Genomic DNA, 18,492 nt, shown 5'->3' with positions numbered 1-18,492 from the left:
GTATAGGGACTTAGCCCTTCCTAAAGAACCCTTTGCACAAAATTTAACCAGCTGTGGATGACTCACGGACAATAGAAATTAAAAGAGAGAAATTTATTAAATCTTTGTTTTTATGTTTATTCTTACTGAGCACCCTTTCTGTGGATAGATTGCTACAAGCCTTTATTTTCAATGTGTACAGAGAATTTAAAGTCTGTGGTTAGGTGCCAATGAGGGCGTTGGATAACCGGTTTAAGCCTGTGGATGAATGGGGTGGTTATCCACAGAGGTGGTTTTCCTCAGTTTTGAAGCCCTGTTATCAACTGAGCACAGGGCCAGTTATTCACAGGGCTTAATCCACAGAAACGCCTGCTGAGCGATGAATTTCACCCACGACTGTTCCTCTCCTGGAGAGGAGTGACTGGCAAAAATCTATAAATCGCGAGGGTGAAGGTCGAGTGACGCACCGGCTGATGCGATCTGTCAGGCACTCGAGGCAGGTTTGGGCACCATCAACCTTCACCATTTGGGTGGCAAGGATGGGTGAAAGGGAGCCGATTGAGGGTACGAGCGCCACACGCCGGCGGAATTATCCCCAGGCAGCCTATTCAGGCCCTGAAATAAGACCGCTTGCAACTTGGACGATCAAAGGGATTCACCTGGTGCTGCAGGCCGTAAGAGACCTGCAGGTTCCAAGGCGGAGGGATTACTTGCCGATGCAGAAGCTGGAAAAGATCCTTCCCAGCAAATCATCTGAACTGAACGCGCCGGTAATTTCGCCCAGGGAGTGCTGCGCTTGCCGCAGATCCTCCGCCAGCAGCTCCCCTGCGCCGGCCAGGGTGAGTTGGGCACGACCATGTTCCAGTGCCGTGCTGGCATGGCGCAGGGCTTCAAGGTGGCGACGGCGAGCGCTGAAGCTGCTTTCGGACGTCTGTTCATAACCCATGCATGCTTTCAGGTGCTCGCGCAGCAGCTCCAGGCCGGTGCCGGCGGCCATGGCACTGAGGCTGATGGTCACGTGACCGTCATCGCTTGTTTCCAGGGCAATGGCTTCACCGGTCAGGTCGGCCTTGTTGCGGATCAGCGTGACATTCGCCGGATCGGGGCGTTGTTCGAGAAATTCCGGCCACAGGGCAAAGGGGTCCGCCGCCTCAGCGGCCGTGGCATCCACCACCAGCAGTACGCGATCGGCTTCACTGATGGCCTTGAGTGCCCGCTCCACACCGATTTTTTCCACCTGGTCGTCGGTATCTCGCAAGCCCGCAGTATCGACCACGTGCAGCGGCATGCCATCAATGTGGATATGTTCACGCAGGATGTCCCGGGTGGTGCCGGCGATTTCAGTGACGATCGCTGCCTCCCGGCCCGCCAGGGCATTGAGCAGGCTGGATTTGCCGGCATTCGGCCGGCCGGCAATCACCACCGTCATGCCATCGCGGAGCAAGGCGCCCTGCCCGGCTTCACGCAGTACTGTGGATAAATCATCACGAACCGCATCGAGCATCGACAGCACGTGGCCATCGGCGAGGAAGTCGATTTCTTCCTCAGGAAAATCGATTGCGGCTTCAACGTAGATACGCAGGGCGATGAGTTGCTCGGTCAGATGATGCACACGTTGCGAGAACGCGCCCTGCAAGGACCGCAAGGCATTGCGCGCCGCCTGTGTCGAACTGGCTTCGATCAGGTCGGCGATGGCTTCGGCCTGGGCCAGGTCGAGTTTGTCATTGAGAAAAGCCCGCTCGCTGAATTCTCCCGGCCGGGCCAGGCGGCAGCCCAGTTGCAGGCAACGTTGCAGCAACATATCCAGGACGATGGGGCCGCCGTGCCCCTGAAGCTCCAATACATCCTCGCCGGTGAATGAGTTCGGCCCGGGGAAATACAAGGCGATCCCTTCATCCAGCACCTCGTCCTGCGCACTGAGGAATGGCCCGTAATGGGCAAAACGCGGTTTCAGTTCGCGGCCGCTGATGGCTTGGGCAGCCACGCTGGCCAGGGGCCCGGAGATCCGGACGATACCCACGCCGCCGCGACCTTGGGCGGTGGCGACAGCGGCGATGGTTTCACGAGGGACGGTCATAACCCAGGTTCCAGATAAAAGTGACAGATAGCAAAACGCCCCACTAGGGGGCGTCTTGAGTGGTTATCCACAGCGTAGGTCAGGCAGCGGCGTTCTTGGTCGCGGCTTCAATCTTACGGGTGATGTACCACTGTTGGGCGATCGACAGGCAGTTGTTCACAACCCAGTACAGAACCAGGCCCGCCGGGAACCACAGGAAGAAGAAGGTGAAGATGATTGGCATCATTTTCATCACCTTGGCCTGCATCGGATCCGGTGGAGTCGGGTTCAACTGCTGCTGGATGAACATGGTGGCGCCCATGATGATCGGCAGGATGAAGAACGGATCCTTGATCGACAGGTCGGTAATCCACAGCATGAACGGCGCTTGGCGCATTTCCACGCTTTCCAGGAGTACCCAGTACAGAGACAGGAAGACCGGCATCTGCACGAGGATTGGCAAGCAACCACCCAGCGGATTGATCTTCTCTTTCTTGTACAGCTCCATCATGGCCTGGGACATTTTCTGCCGGTCATCGCCATGTTGTTCTTTCAGAGCAGCCAGTTTCGGTGCCACGGCGCGCATGCGAGCCATGGATTTGTAGCTGGCAGCCGACAGTGGGAAGAAGATCCCCTTGATCAGCATGGTCAGGAAGATGATCGACCAGCCCCAGTTACCCACCAGGCTGTGGATATGTTGCAGCAGCCAGAAGATCGGCTGAGCGATGAACCACAGGAAACCGTAGTCCACAGTCAATTCCAGACCTGGGGACAACTCTTTCAGCACCGCCTGGCTTTTCGGGCCGGCATACAGAATGGCGCTGGTTTCAGCCTTGGCACCTGGTGCAACGGTCAATGCTGGGCCGGTGTAGCCAATGATGTAGTTGCCTTTGCTGTCTTTGCGGGTCTGGACCAGGTTGTTTTCACCCTTGGCCGGGATCCACGCAGTTACAAAGTAGTGTTGCAGCCAGGCAACCCAACCACCTTGGACGGTCTCTTTCAACTGAGCCTTGTCCATGTCCTTCATCGACACTTTTTTGTACGGCTCGGAACTTGTCCACAGGGCAGCGCCCAGGTAAGTCGCGGTGCCAGTGGCAGTGCTGGAGGATGGATCGGAACTGGCGTCACGCTTGAGCTGGGCGAACATCGCACCGGACCAAGGTTGAGCACTTTCGTTGTCGATCAGGTAGGAAACGGTGATGTCATACAGGCCGCGCTTCAGGGTAAAACGCTTGATGTAATTGACGCCGTCCTTGCTGAATTTCAGGTCGACAACCAGTTGTTCCTGGCCATCGGCCAGTTGATAAGTCTTCTTCTCCGAAGAGAACACCGGACGACCGGCCGGGTTGGCGTCCGGACCGTTGGTGCCGATCAGGCCGCTTTGCGCCAGGTAGGTCCGCTCATTGCCGTTATCGAACAGCTGGAACGGAATTTCCGGATGGTCTTGGCGACGTGGATACAAAGGCAAACGCAGCTGAGCGATGTCACCACCTTGTGGGTCGACAGCAATGTCGAGCACATCCGTTTTGATCTGGATGAGGTCTTTGCTGGCTGCCACGGGAGTTTCAGCGGGAGCACTGGTATCGCTTGCTGCGCGCGGAATATCGTCGCTGACGGAAGCATTGTTACCAGCCGCCGTGTCTGGCAGGCCCGTTGTGCTGGTGCTGGAAGCAACATTCTGAGTCGGCAGGGCAGCTTGGCCGTAGTCCTGGTTCCATTTAAGGACCATGACGTAGGACACGATTGCCAGGGCGACGATCAGGATCGTGCGTTTAATATCCATGATTACTCGGCCATCGAAGAAGAACGGGAGGTAGGGATAGGTGGAACCGGGTCATAACCACCGGGATTCCACGGATGACAGCGACCTAAACGACGAAAGGTCAGCCAGCCACCGCGCAGAAGGCCATGATTTTCTATGGCCTCTAACGCGTAGCAGGAACAACTGGGGTAGAAACGACAGTGACTGGCCATCAGGGGACTAATGGCATAGCGGTAAAACTGGATCGGAACGAGCGCCAGTTTACGCATCGGGACTGTCTACCCCTACAGTTTCGGCTTTGACTTCCGGTACCGGCTTGTTACGTGCCAGACGCTTCCAGAGTTTGCCGAAATGCTGAATCAATTCGGGGTTTTCTACATCGCCCAAACCTTTGCGCGCGACGATAACGATATCCCAACCAACCAGTGAATCCTGGTGGAGGCGAAACGATTCGCGCATCAGACGCTTGAGGCGATTGCGCTCAACGGAGAGCTTGACGCTCTTTTTCCCGATCACTAGCCCCAGACGGGGATGATCCAGGTCGTTGTTGCGCGCAAGGAGCAGGAGATTTTTCCCCGGAACCTTGCCGGTAGGGGAGTCAAAGACTGCCTTGAAGTGCCGGGGAGTTAGCAGACGCTTTTCCCGACTGAAGTCCTGACTCACCTCCAGTACCGGATTATCAAACTGCCAGACGCGCACGACCTTTGGCGCGGCGACGCGACAGGACAGCACGGCCGTTCTTGGTAGCCATGCGAGCACGGAAGCCGTGGGTACGGGCGCGTTTGATGGTGCTTGGTTGGAAAGTACGTTTCATGGCGTTGTTACCTGGTTCGTCCACAACGGGCCGGAATGGCCCCCGTTTTAAGAGACCGGCGATTCTAGAGAAAGCAAGCCTCTAGGTCAATTTCCAACCAGCTTTTCCTTTATCCGGGTATGTCGGGCTCTTGTGCCGAGAAACCCGGTTAGCCAGATATAGAAATAAAAGAAGGGAATTATTTAAAGCTTTTCTGTAAAGCTTATAAAGACTAGGGACGCACTCATCTGTGGATAACTGCCTTTAGCCCTTCTATCACGTGCTGTACAGAGAATGACAACACGGTTGAGAAGCGGTGCTCTGCCTGTGCTGCGCCCTCGGAAAACCTGTGTGTGGAATGGGCTGTTATCCACAGGCGAGTTATCCACTGAGTTTCGCCCCCACTTGTACAACGACCTCAAGTGGGGTTATCCACAGAGCTTATGCACATACCATTGGTCGTGTTTTCCCCGGTTAAGACATTGATTCTTGGTGATCTGTGATCAACCTACATGTGGATAAGTGGGCGTCTGGTCGCTACAATGGCCGCTTGTTTTTGCCTCACCGGCTTTCAACTTAGGGGATATCCGTGTCAGTGGAACTTTGGCAGCAGTGCGTGGAGCTTCTGCGTGATGAGCTGCCTGCCCAGCAATTCAACACTTGGATCCGTCCGCTACAGGTCGAAGCCGAAGGCGACGAGTTGCGTGTCTACGCACCGAATCGCTTTGTTCTCGATTGGGTCAATGAAAAGTACCTGGGCCGCGTGCTCGAACTGCTGGATGAGCATGGCAATGGCATGGCGCCGGCGCTTTCCTTATTAATAGGCAGCAAACGCAGCTCGGCGCCCCGTGCGGCACCGAATGCACCGTTGGCCGCTGCCGCCTCTCAGGCACAGCAAGCCGCGGCTGCCGCTCCGGTCAGCAACACCACGCCCGCCGCCGCAACCGCACCGAGCAAACCGGTCGCCACGCAGAAAGCCGCCGAGGTCAGTGAAGAACCTTCTCGCGACAGCTTCGACCCCATGGCGGGCGCCAGCTCCCAGCAGGCTCCGGTTCGCGCCGAGCAACGCACCGTTCAGGTCGAGGGTGCGCTCAAGCACACCAGCTACCTGAACCGCACCTTCACCTTCGAGAACTTCGTCGAAGGCAAGTCCAACCAACTGGCCCGTGCTGCGGCCTGGCAAGTCGCGGACAACCCCAAGCACGGTTACAACCCGCTGTTTCTTTATGGCGGCGTCGGCTTGGGTAAAACCCACTTGATGCACGCTGTGGGTAACCACCTATTAAAGAAGAACCCGAATGCCAAGGTCTGTACCTGCATTCCGAGCGCTTCGTGGCGGACATGGTCAAGGCGTTGCAGCTCAACGCGATCAACGAGTTCAAGCGCTTCTACCGTTCGGTGGATGCGTTGCTGATCGACGATATTCAGTTCTTCGCCCGTAAAGAGCGTTCCCAGGAAGAGTTTTTCCACACCTTCAACGCCCTCCTGGAAGGTGGCCAACAGGTGATTCTCACCAGTGACCGCTACCCGAAAGAGATCGAAGGCCTGGAAGAACGCCTGAAGTCGCGTTTCGGCTGGGGCCTGACGGTGGCGGTAGAACCACCTGAGTTGGAAACCCGCGTGGCGATCCTGATGAAGAAGGCCGACCAGGCCAAAGTCGATCTGCCTCACGATGCGGCGTTCTTTATCGCCCAGCGTATTCGCTCCAACGTGCGTGAGCTCGAAGGCGCGCTCAAGCGCGTTATCGCTCACTCGCACTTCATGGGCCGCGACATCACCATCGAGCTGATTCGCGAATCCCTGAAGGACCTGCTGGCCCTGCAAGACAAACTGGTCTCTGTGGATAACATTCAGCGCACCGTCGCCGAGTACTACAAGATCAAGATCTCCGATCTGTTGTCCAAGCGCCGCTCGCGTTCCGTTGCGCGGCCGCGTCAGGTGGCCATGGCCTTGTCCAAGGAGCTGACCAACCACAGCCTGCCGGAAATCGGCGATGTGTTTGGTGGCCGCGATCACACCACGGTCTTGCACGCCTGTCGCAAGATCAATGAACTTAAGGAATCCGACGCGGACATCCGCGAGGACTACAAGAACCTGCTGCGTACACTGACCACTTGATGACACCAGCGCAGCTTATTAAGGCAAGGGACTAGACCATGCATTTCACCATTCAACGCGAAGCCCTGTTGAAACCCCTGCAACTGGTCGCCGGCGTCGTCGAACGCCGTCAGACCTTGCCGGTACTTTCCAACGTGCTGCTGGTTGTCGAAGGCCAGCAACTGTCGCTGACCGGTACCGACCTTGAAGTCGAGCTGGTCGGTCGCGTGCAACTTGAAGAACCCGCCGAGCCCGGCGAGATCACTGTGCCTGCGCGCAAGCTGATGGACATCTGCAAAAGCCTGCCCAACGACGCCTTGATCGATATCAAGTCGATGAGCAGAAGCTGGTGGTGAAAGCCGGTCGTAGCCGCTTCACCCTGTCCACCTTGCCAGCCAATGACTTCCCTACTGTGGAAGAAGGCCCTGGCTCGCTGACCTGCAGCCTGGACCAGAGCAAGCTGCGTCGCTTGATCGAACGCACCAGCTTCGCCATGGCCCAGCAGGACGTGCGCTACTACCTCAACGGCATGCTGCTGGAAGTGTCTGCCGGGATCATCCGCGCGGTCGCTACCGACGGTCACCGCCTGGCCATGTGCTCGATGCAGGCCGACATCGGTCAGCCGGACCGCCACCAGGTGATCGTGCCGCGTAAAGGCATCCTGGAGCTGGCGCGTCTGCTCACCGAGCCGGACGGCAATGTCAGCATCGTGTTGGGTCAGCATCATATTCGCGCCACCACCGGCGAGTTCACCTTCACCTCCAAGCTGGTGGACGGCAAGTTCCCGGACTACGAGCGCGTGCTGCCAAAAGGTGGTGACAAGCTGGTACTGGGCGACCGTCAGGCACTGCGTGAAGCGTTCAGCCGCACGGCGATCCTGTCCAACGAGAAGTACCGTGGTATCCGTCTGCAACTGGCCAATGGTCAGCTGAAAATCCAGGCCAACAACCCGGAGCAGGAAGAAGCGGAAGAAGAAGTGGGCGTGGAATACAACGGCGGCTCCCTGGAGATCGGCTTCAACGTCAGCTACCTGCTGGACGTGTTGGGCGTGATGACCACCGAGCAGGTGCGTCTGATCCTCTCCGACTCCAACAGCAGCGCCCTGGTCCAGGAGTCCGACAACGACGACTCGGCCTACGTTGTCATGCCGATGCGCCTGTAATCATGCTCAGCAGAAGCTAGATGTCCCTCAGTCGCGTCTCGGTCACCGCGGTGCGCAATCTGCACCCGGTGACCTTCTCCCCCTCTCCCCGCATCAACCTCCTCTACGGCGCCAACGGCAGTGGCAAAACCAGCGTGCTGGAAGCCATCCACCTGCTGGGGCTTGCGCGTTCGTTTCGCAGTGCCCGGCTGTTGCCGGTGATCCAATACGAACAACTGGCGTGCACCGTGTTCGGCCAAGTCGAGTTGGCGGAGGGTGGCCATAGCAGCCTGGGGATCTCTCGTGATCGGCAGGGGGAATTCCAGATCCGCATCGACGGGCAGAATGCTCGTAGTGCGGCACAGCTGGCAGAAATTCTGCCGTTGCAACTGATCAACCCGGATAGCTTCCGCTTGCTGGAAGGGGCGCCGAAGATTCGTCGGCAGTTCCTCGATTGGGGGGTGTTCCACGTGGAACCCCGCTTTATGTCAACCTGGCAGCGCTTGCAGAAGGCCCTGCGGCAGCGGAACTCATGGCTGCGGCATGGTACACTTGACGCCGCTTCGCAAGCGGCCTGGGACCGGGAACTGTGTCAGGCCAGCGCTGAAATTGATGAATACCGCCGCGCTTATATCAAAGCCTTGAAACCAGTCTTTGAGCGGACCTTGAGCGATTTGTTGGAGCTCGAGGGCTTAACGCTTAGCTATTACCGTGGTTGGGATAAAGAGCGAGAACTCAGTGCAGTGCTCGCGACGTCCCTCCATCGTGATCAGCAAATGGGTCATACCCAGGCCGGCCCCCAACGTGCTGATTTGCGTCTTAGATTGGGCGCACACAACGCCGCGGATATCTTGTCCCGCGGGCAGCAGAAGTTGGTGGTCTGTGCCTTGCGTATCGCCCAAGGGCATTTGGTCAGCCAGGCCCGGCGTGGCCAGTGTATTTATCTGGTGGATGACTTGCCGTCCGAGCTGGACGAGCAGCATCGCCGCGCACTTTGTCGCTTGTTGGAAGACTTACGCTGCCAGGTGTTTATCACCTGTGTAGATCACGAATTATTGAGGGAAGGCTGGCAGACGGAAACGCCAGTTGCTCTGTTCCACGTGGAACAGGGCCGTATCACCCAGACCCACGACCATCGGGAGTGAAGGCATGAGCGAAGAAAATACGTACGACTCGACCAGCATTAAAGTGCTGAAAGGTTTGGATGCCGTACGCAAACGTCCCGGTATGTACATCGGCGACACCGATGATGGTAGCGGTCTGCACCACATGGTGTTCGAGGTGGTCGACAACTCGATCGACGAAGCTTTGGCCGGCCACTGCGACGACATCAGCATCATCATCCACCCGGACGAGTCCATCACCGTGCGTGACAACGGTCGCGGCATTCCGGTGGACGTGCATAAAGAAGAAGGCGTTTCCGCAGCCGAGGTCATCATGACCGTACTGCACGCCGGCGGTAAGTTCGACGACAACTCCTACAAAGTTTCCGGCGGCCTGCACGGCGTGGGTGTGTCGGTGGTGAACGCTCTGTCTGAAGAGCTGATCCTGACCGTGCGTCGTAGCGGTAAGATCTGGGAACAGACCTACGTTCACGGTGTGCCGCAAGAGCGGATGAAGATCGTTGGCGACAGCGAATCCACCGGTACTCAGATTCACTTCAAGCCTTCGGCTGAAACCTTCAAGAACATCCACTTCAGCTGGGACATCCTGGCCAAGCGGATTCGTGAACTGTCCTTCCTCAACTCCGGTGTCGGCATCGTCCTCAAGGACGAGCGCAGCGGCAAGGAAGAGCTGTTCAAGTACGAAGGCGGCCTGCGTGCATTCGTTGAATACCTGAACACCAACAAGACTGCGGTCAACCAGGTGTTCCACTTCAACATCCAGCGTGAAGACGGCATCGGCGTCGAAATCGCCCTGCAGTGGAACGACAGCTTCAACGAGAACCTGTTGTGCTTCACCAACAACATCCCGCAGCGCGACGGCGGTACTCACTTGGTGGGTTTCCGTTCCGCACTGACCCGTAACCTGAATACCTACATCGAAGCCGAAGGCCTGGCCAAGAAGCACAAGGTCGCCACCACCGGTGACGACGCTCGTGAAGGCCTGACCGCGATCATTTCGGTGAAGGTGCCGGATCCGAAGTTCAGCTCCCAGACCAAAGACAAGCTGGTGTCTTCCGAAGTGAAGACCGCGGTCGAACAGGAAATGGGCAAGTACTTCTCCGACTTCCTGTTGGAAAACCCCAACGAAGCCAAGCTGGTGGTCGGCAAGATGATCGACGCCGCCCGTGCTCGTGAAGCGGCGCGTAAAGCCCGTGAGATGACCCGTCGTAAAGGTGCGCTGGATATCGCCGGCCTGCCGGGCAAACTGGCGGACTGCCAGGAAAAAGACCCTGCCCTTTCCGAACTCTACCTGGTGGAAGGTGACTCTGCTGGCGGCTCCGCCAAGCAGGGACGCAACCGTAAAACCCAGGCGATCCTGCCGCTCAAAGGCAAGATCCTCAACGTCGAGAAAGCACGCTTCGACAAGATGATCTCCTCGCAAGAGGTGGGCACCTTGATCACTGCGCTGGGCTGCGGTATTGGTCGCGACGAGTACAACATCGACAAGCTGCGTTATCACAACATCATCATCATGACTGATGCTGACGTCGACGGTTCGCACATCCGTACCCTGCTGCTGACCTTCTTCTTCCGGCAGTTGCCTGAGCTGATTGAGCGTGGCTACATCTATATCGCTCAACCACCGCTGTACAAGGTGAAGAAAGGCAAGCAAGAGCAATACATCAAAGACGACGACGCCATGGAAGACTACATGACGCAGTCGGCCCTAGAAGATGCCAGCCTGCACCTGAACGACGAAGCCCCTGGTATTTCCGGTGAGGCCCTCGAGCGCCTGGTGACTGACTTCCGCATGGTGATGAAGACCCTCAAGCGCCTGTCGCGCCTGTATCCACAGGAACTGACGGAGCACTTCATCTACCTGCCAGCGGTAAGCCTGGAGCAGCTGTCTGACCACGCCGCGATGCAAGAGTGGCTGGCCAAGTACGAAACGCGCCTGCGCACCGTCGAGAAATCCGGCCTGGTCTACAAAGCCAGCCTGCGCGAAGACCGTGAACGTAACGTCTGGCTGCCCGAGGTCGAACTGATCTCCCACGGCTTGTCCAATTACGTCACCTTCAACCGCGACTTCTTCGGCAGCAATGACTACAAGACCGTCGTCACCCTGGGCGCGCAACTGAGCACCCTGTTGGACGAAGGCGCTTATATTCAGCGTGGCGAACGCAAGAAAGCAGTCACCGAGTTCAAGGAAGCCCTGGACTGGCTGATGGCCGAAAGCACCAAGCGCCACACCATCCAGCGCTACAAAGGTCTGGGCGAGATGAACCCGGATCAGCTGTGGGAAACCACCATGGACCCAAGCATGCGTCGCATGCTCAAGGTGACCATCGAAGACGCCATCGGCGCTGACCAGATCTTCAACACCCTGATGGGTGATGCGGTCGAACCTCGTCGCGACTTCATCGAAAGCAACGCGCTGGCAGTGTCCAACCTGGACTTCTGATCAGCAGCTGCACCCCAAAAGCAACGCCTAGCGTTGGCTTTTTTTTGTGCCGACATCATGGCGTTGTCCGTGGATCATGTAGCTGTTCTGCTTAACAGAAAGGCAAGGAGCCTATGAGTCGATTGAAGATTTCTCCATGGCTGTCCAGTTCCGGTGGCCCCTTGGTGGTGATGGGTGAGGGTTTCGCCGGTATGTGGCGTGGCCTCGACGGCCATCCCTCGGATTACCACAGGGCGTGTCAGATTGATGACTATGCCGGCCGACTGGAGGGCGTTGATGGCGACATTCTTGTTCTGGGTGACGAGCCTTTGGACACGGCGATTGCCACGGCGGACGATGCCTTGCTGATTATCCGATGGATATGCGCCCCATCTGAGGCCGAGGTGCTGGCGCAGCTTGATCTGCTTGAGCTTGGTTCACTGACCCCGATCGAGCGGTTGAGTATTGATTGGGCAAGCGACGCGCTGGTGCTGTTTGACGGGGCCGAGCGGTTTGACCCACAGGCTTGTCTGGACCTTCAACTGTTGTCGCCGCACAGCGAGGTATCGACATTCCGCTACCAGCCCACGGCCGATACCGCCCTGCTGATCCACCAGATAGTGCCTCGCCAGTGGGCCCATCCGTACTGAGGTTTGGCCTGCATGGATAGGCAGCACTACCTTTTTGATGAGCAACGCTACCCCATTGCCTGGCGGTTCAATGCTCGGGATTGTGGGTTGTCCTATAGCGACAAACAGCGTCTGTGCTTGTACCAGCAGGCGCAGTCCCAGGCGCTATGGGATGAGCGGGTTGCGGTTTCGCACCTGATGAGCGTCAGCGCTGGGACGTTCCAGGTCAGCGAAACGATCACTCTGGATTTCAAGCGTCGGGCTGACGGCGTTGGGTTTTTCCAGAAGGCCCTAGAGGGTGAGGAATGGCTCTGGTTGTTCTGGGGCCGGGATTGCGCGGCGCGGGTGCCCAGTGACGTCTTTGTGAGGTGCTGGGATGACTTCTTTTATCCCGATGACGACAACACCCTGTTGATCATGGAGCACAGCGCCAGGGGCATTTTTTCCTGCGAGGAGAGGTTCTTCAGGGGGCGGTTTTTAGGGCGTTGATCGCCCAGCCTTCTCAGCTCTGCTCGATTGCCGGGCTGACGCTTTCCAGCCGATAGCCATAGCCGTAGATGGTCAGCAGTTGCCAGCCCCGGTCTGCCGTCAGCCCCAGTTTGTTGCGCAGGCGGTAGATGTGGGTATCCAGGGGCCGGGAAGAGGCGATTTCTTCATGGGTCCAGAAACGCTCATAGAGGTACTCCCGGGACAGCGGTCGTCCCAGGTTGGCGAACAGGCAGCGGGCCAGCCGGTACTCGCGCTCGGTCAGGCTGATGGGCAGGCCGGCCCGGGTCACAGTCAGTTCCGCATCGTCGAAACTCAAGTCATTGAACACCAGCACCTCGCTGGCGGCTGTGCGCTGCAGGCCATTGCGCCGCAGCACCGCGGTAACCCTGGCCTTGAGCTCGTTGGGGCGGAAGGGTTTGCTGACGTAGTCGTCGGCGCCGGCATTCAGGGCCTGGACAATGTCGCTCTCGGCATCGCGGCTGGTGAGCATGATGGCCGCCGGTGGCGCCTCCATGTGCTCCCGGGTCCAGCGCAGCAGCGACAGGCCGCTAAGGTCAGGCAGTTGCCAGTCGAGAATCAGCAGGTCGAAGGTCTCCCGGCGCAGTTGCCGCAGCAGGTCTTCGCCCCGGGCAAAACAGTGCAGGCTCCAGGGCTGTTCGGACGGGCCGGGTATCTGTCGCAGTGTCTGTTCTACCCGAGCCAGTTCGGCGGGTTCGTCATCCAGTATTGCGACACGCATGCGAGGCAGTTCCTTGAAATCCGGGGAGTGCTGGGGGCGTTGGCGACAAGCGCCCGAGTGGGGGGAGTTTAGGCGTTTGTGTGGAATCTGAACAATTGTGCTGAATACCCCTGTCGCGCTCCCTGGGTCGGTACGCTGATGTCAAATAGCCGGTAACCCACAGGGCATGTGGGCGCTGGCGTGCAATGGCGAGACAGCGGCGTGAGTCCGCAAGGAAAGCATCATGGGCAATCTGTTTGGCTCCGGCCTGGGCCAGCGAGCGATCATCGTCAGTGGCCTTCAAGCGACCCGTTTCACCGGCCTGGTCCTGGCCGCCTATTTGAGTCTGGGCTGCAGCAGCGGCCAGGCGTTCACCGAGCAGCGGCCCACACCGCAGCCTTTCAAGGTTGCGCCCATTCACAGTGCTTTGAATGAGACCCTCGGGTTTGCCCCGGGGCTTGAACCGCAGGTGCAACCCATTGCCCTGCCCTCCGGCATTTATGCGCCAGCCCAACGCTGGGTGTTTTAGGGGCTGGACGGATGATTCTGAACAAATCTGGCAAATCTCCTCCGGCTTCGTTGCGGCGGGTAAATTGGCTCGGGCTGAGTGGCACCTGGAGCGCGGGATTGTGCTCCGACACAGGATGTGTCAACCGCCAGGTTGGCGGGGGCGTGGTCTGTTTGCGGGCCACGCCGAAGGGGAACCAAAAGGAGTGCCTCTTCAGGATCCAGGATCGATCGACCCGTCGCTTCGGTTCCGACACAGGGATGTGTCACTCCCCTCCCCTTTAGGTTTTTCCGGCAATACTTGCCAGCTCTCTAGGCGCCAGTCGAGCGCGCCGGGTTCGGCTATCGGCCCGTGACCGGCCTCAGGTATGGTGCGTAGGATTTCGCAGTGACTTCCCCAAGGGCTCACAGAACACCCATGAATGACGTCCACCCTTCGCCTTTTCCCAACCCTGGCCCCATGGCTCAGCGCCTGTTGATGGTGAGCGGCCTGCTGGCGACTTTTTTCCTGCCTCTGGGCCATCTCAACGCCGCGCCCCAGCGCCTGCCCTACATCGATGACCAGCAACAGTGTCGCGGCCAGCCATTGCCGGCGACGGTCGAGCACTTGACCGGGGAAGCCTGGAAGCTCGACGCCAAGGGACGGGAGATCCTGCTGGAAGAAGGCATGAGCATTGATGAGCAGGAAGGTGTGAAGACCTCGCCTTCGGCCTTTGTCAGCCTGTCCCTGGGCGATGGTTCGCGGGTCGTGCTGCCGTCCAGTTCCCACATCACCTTGCGCCTCAACCGGCAGCAGCCGATTCCTCAACTGAGCCTGGAACAGGGCCAGGTCGAGTCATATGTGATCAAGCGCGACAGTGACTACGACCGCTTTCAGATCCTCACGCCGGTCGGGGTGCTGGGGGTACGTGGTACGCATTTTCGCGTGCGCAATGATGATCAGGCATCCCTGGTAGAGGTGCTCAATGGCCAGGTGGCGGTCAGTCGCGAGGAACAATCCGCGACCGGGAGCAAGCCGCGCGCCACCAAGCGGGTTGTGGATAAACCCGCAGGCCCGGTGCCGGGAGAGGTTCAGGTCATGGCCCGGCAAGGGTTGCGCATCCAGCGGCAAGGGGCGTTGAAACCGGTGGAGCTGCTCCCGGCCCCACAGTTGCTGGGCCAGTCCGGGCAGTCCGGAAAGCTGCCGTATTGGCGGCTGATTATGAGACCCTTGCCCGGCGCCCAGCGCTATCGGGCCCAAGTGGCCACGGACAAGGAATTTCGCGACATCAAGCAGGAACAGTTTTCCAGCACACCCGAGATCAGCTTCAGTGGCTTGAAAGCGTTTTTCTACCACGTACGCCTTTCGGCGTTCGATGAGCAGGGCCTGGAAGGAGAAACCGGGGTCTATGACATCTTTTATTACCCGCCTACGGCGCGGGCCGAATAAGCCAACCGCGGGCTGTCCATGAAGCCCTGGCGTCGCGCCGACGGGCGTGAGCCAAGCCAGGCCCAGCAGCTGTTCCGGCGCCTGGTCCGGGAATGGCTGGGGGTCAGCCTGATCCTCCTGCCGCTGACCGCCGTGCTATCCCTGAGCCATGGGTTGGCGCTGAACAATCTGCTGTATGACAGCTTGCGGCGCCTCAGCCCACTGCCCGTGGACCCGCGGATTCTGCTGGTCACCATCGACGATTACAGCCTCAAGCAGCTGGGCCAATGGCCTTGGTCGCGGACGGTGCACGGCGCCTTGCTGGACCGTTTGCACGCGGCGCAAGCCAAGGGCGTGTTGTTCGACGTGATCTTCAGTGAGCCCGACCCGCTGCCCGCCAACGATGCCCTGTTGGCCAGCGCCCTGTGCCGGGCCGGCAATGTTTATTTGCCGGTGCTGCGGGAGAACGTTGCCCGTTATGCACAGCCTCTTGGCGAGCTGGCTCCGGTGCCGTCCCTACTGGCGTGTGCCCGGAGCGTCGGCCACATCAATGCCGAGGCCGACCGCGATGGAATTGTGCGCAGCGTGTACCTGCGTGAAGGGCCTGTGGATAACCCCAAGCCGCAATTGGCCTGGCGGCTCTATGAGTTGGCCCAGCAGGACGTGGCTCAGGCGCAGATGCCGGGCGTCCCTGCGGCAGCCATTACCCAGGGCTGGCTGCGTTCCCATGAGGTGCGTATTCCCTTTATCAGCGCCACGGCGGGCTTTCCCAGCGTGCCGTATGTCAGCGTGTTACGCGGGGAGGTGCCCGCCGAGCTGCTGCGCGATCGCCTGATCCTGGTGGGCGCTACGGCGGCCGGTTTGGGGGATCGCTACGTCACTCCGCAATCCGCCCAGCAGGGCACCACCCCCGGCATCGAAATCCAGGCCAATGTGCTCAACGGCCTGTTGCAGCAACGCAGCATCGTCGCCCTCGGCGAACTGACGGGAATGTGCCTGTCGCTGGGTTTGGTGGCGGCGTTGTTGAGCCTGTTGTTGTGGCGTCCACGACACGCCCTGTGGCTGACCCTGGGTTGTATGGCCGCCGCGTTGCTGGGCTCGGCCCTGTTGCTGCGCTTGGGGGCTTGGTGGTCCCCGGCGGCCAGTGTGCTGGGCATGTTGCTGGCGTACCTGACCTGGAACTGGCGACGCTTGCGGGTCGTCCTGGCGTACTTCGGCTGGGAGCTGGCGCGCCTGGACGCCGAACCCAAGGTGCTGCCCGAGCGGCGTCGACGCCAGGCGCCGAGCGGTGATGTGTTGCAGGGGCAGATTGTCGCCTTGGAACAGGCCATGAGCCGCACCCGGGATACCCAGCGTTTTATCGCCGACGGCCTGGAGTACCTGCCGGTGGCCACCTTGATCAGCGATCCGGGCGGGCGGATTTTGCTGGCCAACCGCAACTCCCGCGAGTTGTTCGCGCACAGCCTGGTCGGCAGCGATCTGCTCGCGCAATTGGCCAGCCTGGGCTACCCGGGGCTGGAGGATCAGACCCTGGCCAGCCTGGTGCCCGTGGAGTTTCGCGATACCCAGGAGCGCAGCCTGCGTACTGACCTGGCGCCGCTGTTACCGGTGGACAGCGATATTCCCATCGGCTGGCTGCTGAGCCTGACCGACCTCAGCGTTGAGCGTGATGCCGAACGCCAGCGTGGGCTGTTGCTGCGCTTTCTCTCCCACGACCTGCGTGCGCCCCATTCCGCGATCCTGGCCTTGCTTGACGTGCAGCGCCTTCAGGCGCCCGACGATCAGCCTGTGTATAACCAGATCGAACTCCAGGTGCGCCGTGCCCTGGAGTTGACCGAAGCTTTTGTGCAATTGGCCAGGGCCGAGTCCGAGGCCTATCAGTTTGAACCGAGCATGTTCGCCATGCTGGTGCTGGACGCTTTCGACCAGGCCAACACCCTGGCCCAGCTGAAGCAGATCCAATTACTCCACGAGCTGGATGACGAGGATGAAGGATTGGTGCTGGCCGATCAGGCTCTGCTGACCCGGGCCTTGTTCAACCTGCTGGAGAACGCCATCAAATACAGCCCGCCCGGCTCCACGGTGCGTGTGCAACTGCACGTGGATGAGCATTGGCTGACCTGTGAAATCGTCGATCAGGGCCGGGGGATCGCCACCGCAGAGTTGCCTCGGCTGTTCAGCCAGTACCAGCGCTTTGCATCGGCCCAAGGAATCGAAGGGCTCGGTTTGGGCCTGGCCATGGTCAAGGCGGTGGTGGATCGCCATGAAGGGCGTATCCGTTGTCAGAGCGTGGTGGGCCAGGGCACGTGCTTCACGCTGGGTCTGCCCTTGCTCAAGGAGTAAAAATCGAGGCAAAAAAAACCGGCTTTTCAGGCCGGTTTTTTTATCACCTAAAAACTTATGCACGTTTTCAGTGATTTTATGAGCTTCAGAAATATGTATTTAAATCATTAGCTTACAGATCAAATTCAGGACTTTTCGACAATCTCGTACACAGGTTATCCACAGATGCTCATAGCGCCACTTGATCGGCCTTTGTGGCCACGGCAGGCAGGGAGCCCATGTCCCGTTGTGCCTGCTCGTTCCAGGCCTGTACCCGCTCGTTGAGCTCGGCGATGGCCCGTGGGCCGCTGCCTTCGGCGTACATCGCGCGCCGATGGTCACGGTGATGGTACCGGGGCGCTTGGCCCAGCCAGCCTTGGGCCAGAACTTGCCGGCGTTGTGGGCGATCGGCAACACCGGCAAGTCGGCATTCACCGCCAGGGCACTGCCGCTGCGGGAGAACTTGCCAATCTGGCCATAAGGCACTCGGGTGCCTTCCGGGAAAATCAGCACCCAGACATTGTCCTTGAGCAACTCGTCGCCTTTGCTTGCCACCTGCTTGAGGGCGGCCTTGGGGTTATCACGATCAATCGCGATGGGGCGCAGCATGGCCATGGCCCAGCCGAAGAACGGCACGTACAGCAGCTCACGCTTGAGCACTTGGCTCAGGGGCTCGAAGTACGCCGAGAGAAAGAACGTTTCCCAGGTGCTCTGGTGGTTCGAAACGATCACACACGGCCGCTCCGGGACGTTTTCTGCGCCCTTCACGTCCACGTGGATATTCAGGAAGACCTTGGTCAGCCACAACGCGCAGCGACACCAGTACACATTGATAAAACGGTAACGTGCCTTGAACGGCAGGAACGGCGCAATAAAAAAAGCTCAGGGAGCACCACAGCAGCGAGCTGGTGCCCAACAGCAGGTAAAAGAAAAAGGTTCTGATTGCCTGCAGGATCGACATAGCGGCATTTACCATTGCGGGCAGTACCCGCCTGTAAAAAGCGTACCCCTGAGCAGTCCTTGTTCAGGATGTCGGAAGTGCACT

The 18,492-nt window shown here is 59.1% G+C and carries 13 protein-coding genes and 3 pseudogenes; 9 read left to right on the top strand and 7 right to left on the bottom strand.

The genetic code is table 11. From position 1 onward, the window contains the following. Positions 1 to 685: 685 nt before the first annotated feature. The 5 genes from mnmE to rpmH form a co-directional block, all read right to left on the bottom strand. Positions 686 to 2,056: a tRNA uridine-5-carboxymethylaminomethyl(34) synthesis GTPase MnmE gene (gene mnmE, locus M1B35_RS02590; RefSeq protein WP_123327995.1), complete on the bottom strand. Its 1,371-nt coding sequence runs from the start codon at positions 2,054 to 2,056 to the stop codon at positions 686 to 688. A 79-nt stretch (positions 2,057 to 2,135) separates the two neighbouring features. Next, positions 2,136 to 3,818, bottom strand: coding sequence for a membrane protein insertase YidC (gene yidC / locus M1B35_RS02585; RefSeq protein WP_268261139.1), 1,683 nt, complete (start codon positions 3,816 to 3,818; stop codon positions 2,136 to 2,138). A 2-nt stretch (positions 3,819 to 3,820) separates the two neighbouring features. Continuing rightward, the gene (gene yidD, locus M1B35_RS02580; RefSeq protein ID WP_010207715.1) at positions 3,821 to 4,066 is read right to left on the bottom strand and encodes a membrane protein insertion efficiency factor YidD; all 246 of its coding nucleotides are present in this window, start codon (positions 4,064 to 4,066) and stop codon (positions 3,821 to 3,823) included. Then, on the bottom strand, positions 4,059 to 4,460 hold the full coding sequence (gene rnpA / locus M1B35_RS02575) for a ribonuclease P protein component (RefSeq protein WP_221178408.1): 402 nt from the start codon (positions 4,458 to 4,460) through the stop codon (positions 4,059 to 4,061). Before rnpA ends, yidD begins: the two co-directional genes overlap by 8 nt. Before the next feature lie 16 nt (positions 4,461 to 4,476). Next, complete coding sequence (rpmH, locus tag M1B35_RS02570) at positions 4,477 to 4,611, bottom strand: 50S ribosomal protein L34 (protein ID WP_003213577.1); 135 nt, start codon at positions 4,609 to 4,611, stop codon at positions 4,477 to 4,479. 568 nt (positions 4,612 to 5,179) lie between these two features. Between rpmH and dnaA the strand changes: the two are divergent. From dnaA to M1B35_RS02540, 6 genes and pseudogenes are all read left to right on the top strand, one after another. Further along, a pseudogene (gene dnaA / locus M1B35_RS02565) lies at positions 5,180 to 6,708 on the top strand (chromosomal replication initiator protein DnaA). Between the two features lie 38 nt (positions 6,709 to 6,746). After that, positions 6,747 to 7,849, top strand: a pseudogene (gene dnaN, locus M1B35_RS02560) (DNA polymerase III subunit beta). Between the two features lie 20 nt (positions 7,850 to 7,869). Continuing rightward, a complete protein-coding gene (gene recF / locus M1B35_RS02555) occupies positions 7,870 to 8,973 on the top strand; it encodes a DNA replication/repair protein RecF (RefSeq protein ID WP_123327999.1) in 1,104 nt (367 codons plus the stop codon). A gap of 4 nt (positions 8,974 to 8,977) precedes the next feature. Continuing rightward, positions 8,978 to 11,395 carry a DNA topoisomerase (ATP-hydrolyzing) subunit B gene (gene gyrB / locus M1B35_RS02550; protein ID WP_123328000.1) on the top strand — a complete coding sequence of 806 codons (2,418 nt, stop codon included), beginning with the start codon at positions 8,978 to 8,980 and terminating at the stop codon, positions 11,393 to 11,395. Positions 11,396 to 11,508: 113 nt separating this feature from the next. Beyond that, entirely contained in the window at positions 11,509 to 12,024 is a 516-nt protein-coding gene (locus tag M1B35_RS02545; RefSeq protein WP_268261138.1) for an Imm21 family immunity protein, read from the top strand. Positions 12,025 to 12,036: 12 nt separating this feature from the next. Continuing rightward, complete coding sequence (locus M1B35_RS02540; RefSeq protein WP_123328002.1) at positions 12,037 to 12,492, top strand: hypothetical protein; 456 nt, start codon at positions 12,037 to 12,039, stop codon at positions 12,490 to 12,492. Between the two features lie 13 nt (positions 12,493 to 12,505). On the opposite strand, the gene M1B35_RS02535 is transcribed toward M1B35_RS02540, so the two are convergent. Then, complete coding sequence (locus tag M1B35_RS02535) at positions 12,506 to 13,231, bottom strand: response regulator transcription factor (RefSeq protein WP_123328003.1); 726 nt, start codon at positions 13,229 to 13,231, stop codon at positions 12,506 to 12,508. Between the two features lie 223 nt (positions 13,232 to 13,454). On the opposite strand from M1B35_RS02535, the gene M1B35_RS02530 reads away from it, so the two are divergent. The 3 genes from M1B35_RS02530 to M1B35_RS02520 all read left to right on the top strand — a co-directional run bounded on the left by M1B35_RS02530 (position 13,455) and on the right by M1B35_RS02520 (position 17,468). Beyond that, complete coding sequence (locus tag M1B35_RS02530; protein ID WP_123328004.1) at positions 13,455 to 13,739, top strand: hypothetical protein; 285 nt, start codon at positions 13,455 to 13,457, stop codon at positions 13,737 to 13,739. 396 nt (positions 13,740 to 14,135) lie between these two features. Continuing rightward, positions 14,136 to 15,146 carry a FecR family protein gene (locus tag M1B35_RS02525; RefSeq protein ID WP_425273379.1) on the top strand — a complete coding sequence of 337 codons (1,011 nt, stop codon included), beginning with the start codon at positions 14,136 to 14,138 and terminating at the stop codon, positions 15,144 to 15,146. A gap of 18 nt (positions 15,147 to 15,164) precedes the next feature. Further along, positions 15,165 to 17,468, top strand: a complete 2,304-nt coding sequence (locus M1B35_RS02520) for a CHASE2 and HATPase_c domain-containing protein (protein ID WP_268261137.1) — start codon at positions 15,165 to 15,167, stop codon at positions 17,466 to 17,468. Positions 17,469 to 17,637: 169 nt separating this feature from the next. On the opposite strand, the pseudogene M1B35_RS02515 reads toward M1B35_RS02520, so the two are convergent. Beyond that, positions 17,638 to 18,408: pseudogene (locus M1B35_RS02515) on the bottom strand (lysophospholipid acyltransferase family protein). Positions 18,409 to 18,492: the final 84 nt, after the last annotated feature.

This window comes from Pseudomonas morbosilactucae, assembly GCF_023241665.1.
Classification (GTDB): domain Bacteria; phylum Pseudomonadota; class Gammaproteobacteria; order Pseudomonadales; family Pseudomonadaceae; genus Aquipseudomonas; species Aquipseudomonas morbosilactucae.
Note: the sequence above shows the minus strand (reverse complement) of the source record. Positions and strands in the feature narration are given on the sequence as shown.

Coding starts and splice junctions, on each gene's coding strand:
- yidD (WP_010207715.1), bottom strand. CDS start 4,066: ATGCGTAAACTGGCGCTCGTTCCGATCCAGTTTTACCGCTATGCCATT.
- M1B35_RS02525 (WP_425273379.1), top strand. CDS start 14,136: ATGAATGACGTCCACCCTTCGCCTTTTCCCAACCCTGGCCCCATGGCT.
- M1B35_RS02540 (WP_123328002.1), top strand. CDS start 12,037: ATGGATAGGCAGCACTACCTTTTTGATGAGCAACGCTACCCCATTGCC.
- M1B35_RS02520 (WP_268261137.1), top strand. CDS start 15,165: ATGAAGCCCTGGCGTCGCGCCGACGGGCGTGAGCCAAGCCAGGCCCAG.
- recF (WP_123327999.1), top strand. CDS start 7,870: ATGTCCCTCAGTCGCGTCTCGGTCACCGCGGTGCGCAATCTGCACCCG.
- M1B35_RS02545 (WP_268261138.1), top strand. CDS start 11,509: ATGAGTCGATTGAAGATTTCTCCATGGCTGTCCAGTTCCGGTGGCCCC.
- gyrB (WP_123328000.1), top strand. CDS start 8,978: ATGAGCGAAGAAAATACGTACGACTCGACCAGCATTAAAGTGCTGAAA.
- rpmH (WP_003213577.1), bottom strand. CDS start 4,611: ATGAAACGTACTTTCCAACCAAGCACCATCAAACGCGCCCGTACCCAC.
- M1B35_RS02535 (WP_123328003.1), bottom strand. CDS start 13,231: ATGCGTGTCGCAATACTGGATGACGAACCCGCCGAACTGGCTCGGGTA.
- yidC (WP_268261139.1), bottom strand. CDS start 3,818: ATGGATATTAAACGCACGATCCTGATCGTCGCCCTGGCAATCGTGTCC.
- M1B35_RS02530 (WP_123328004.1), top strand. CDS start 13,455: ATGGGCAATCTGTTTGGCTCCGGCCTGGGCCAGCGAGCGATCATCGTC.
- mnmE (WP_123327995.1), bottom strand. CDS start 2,056: ATGACCGTCCCTCGTGAAACCATCGCCGCTGTCGCCACCGCCCAAGGT.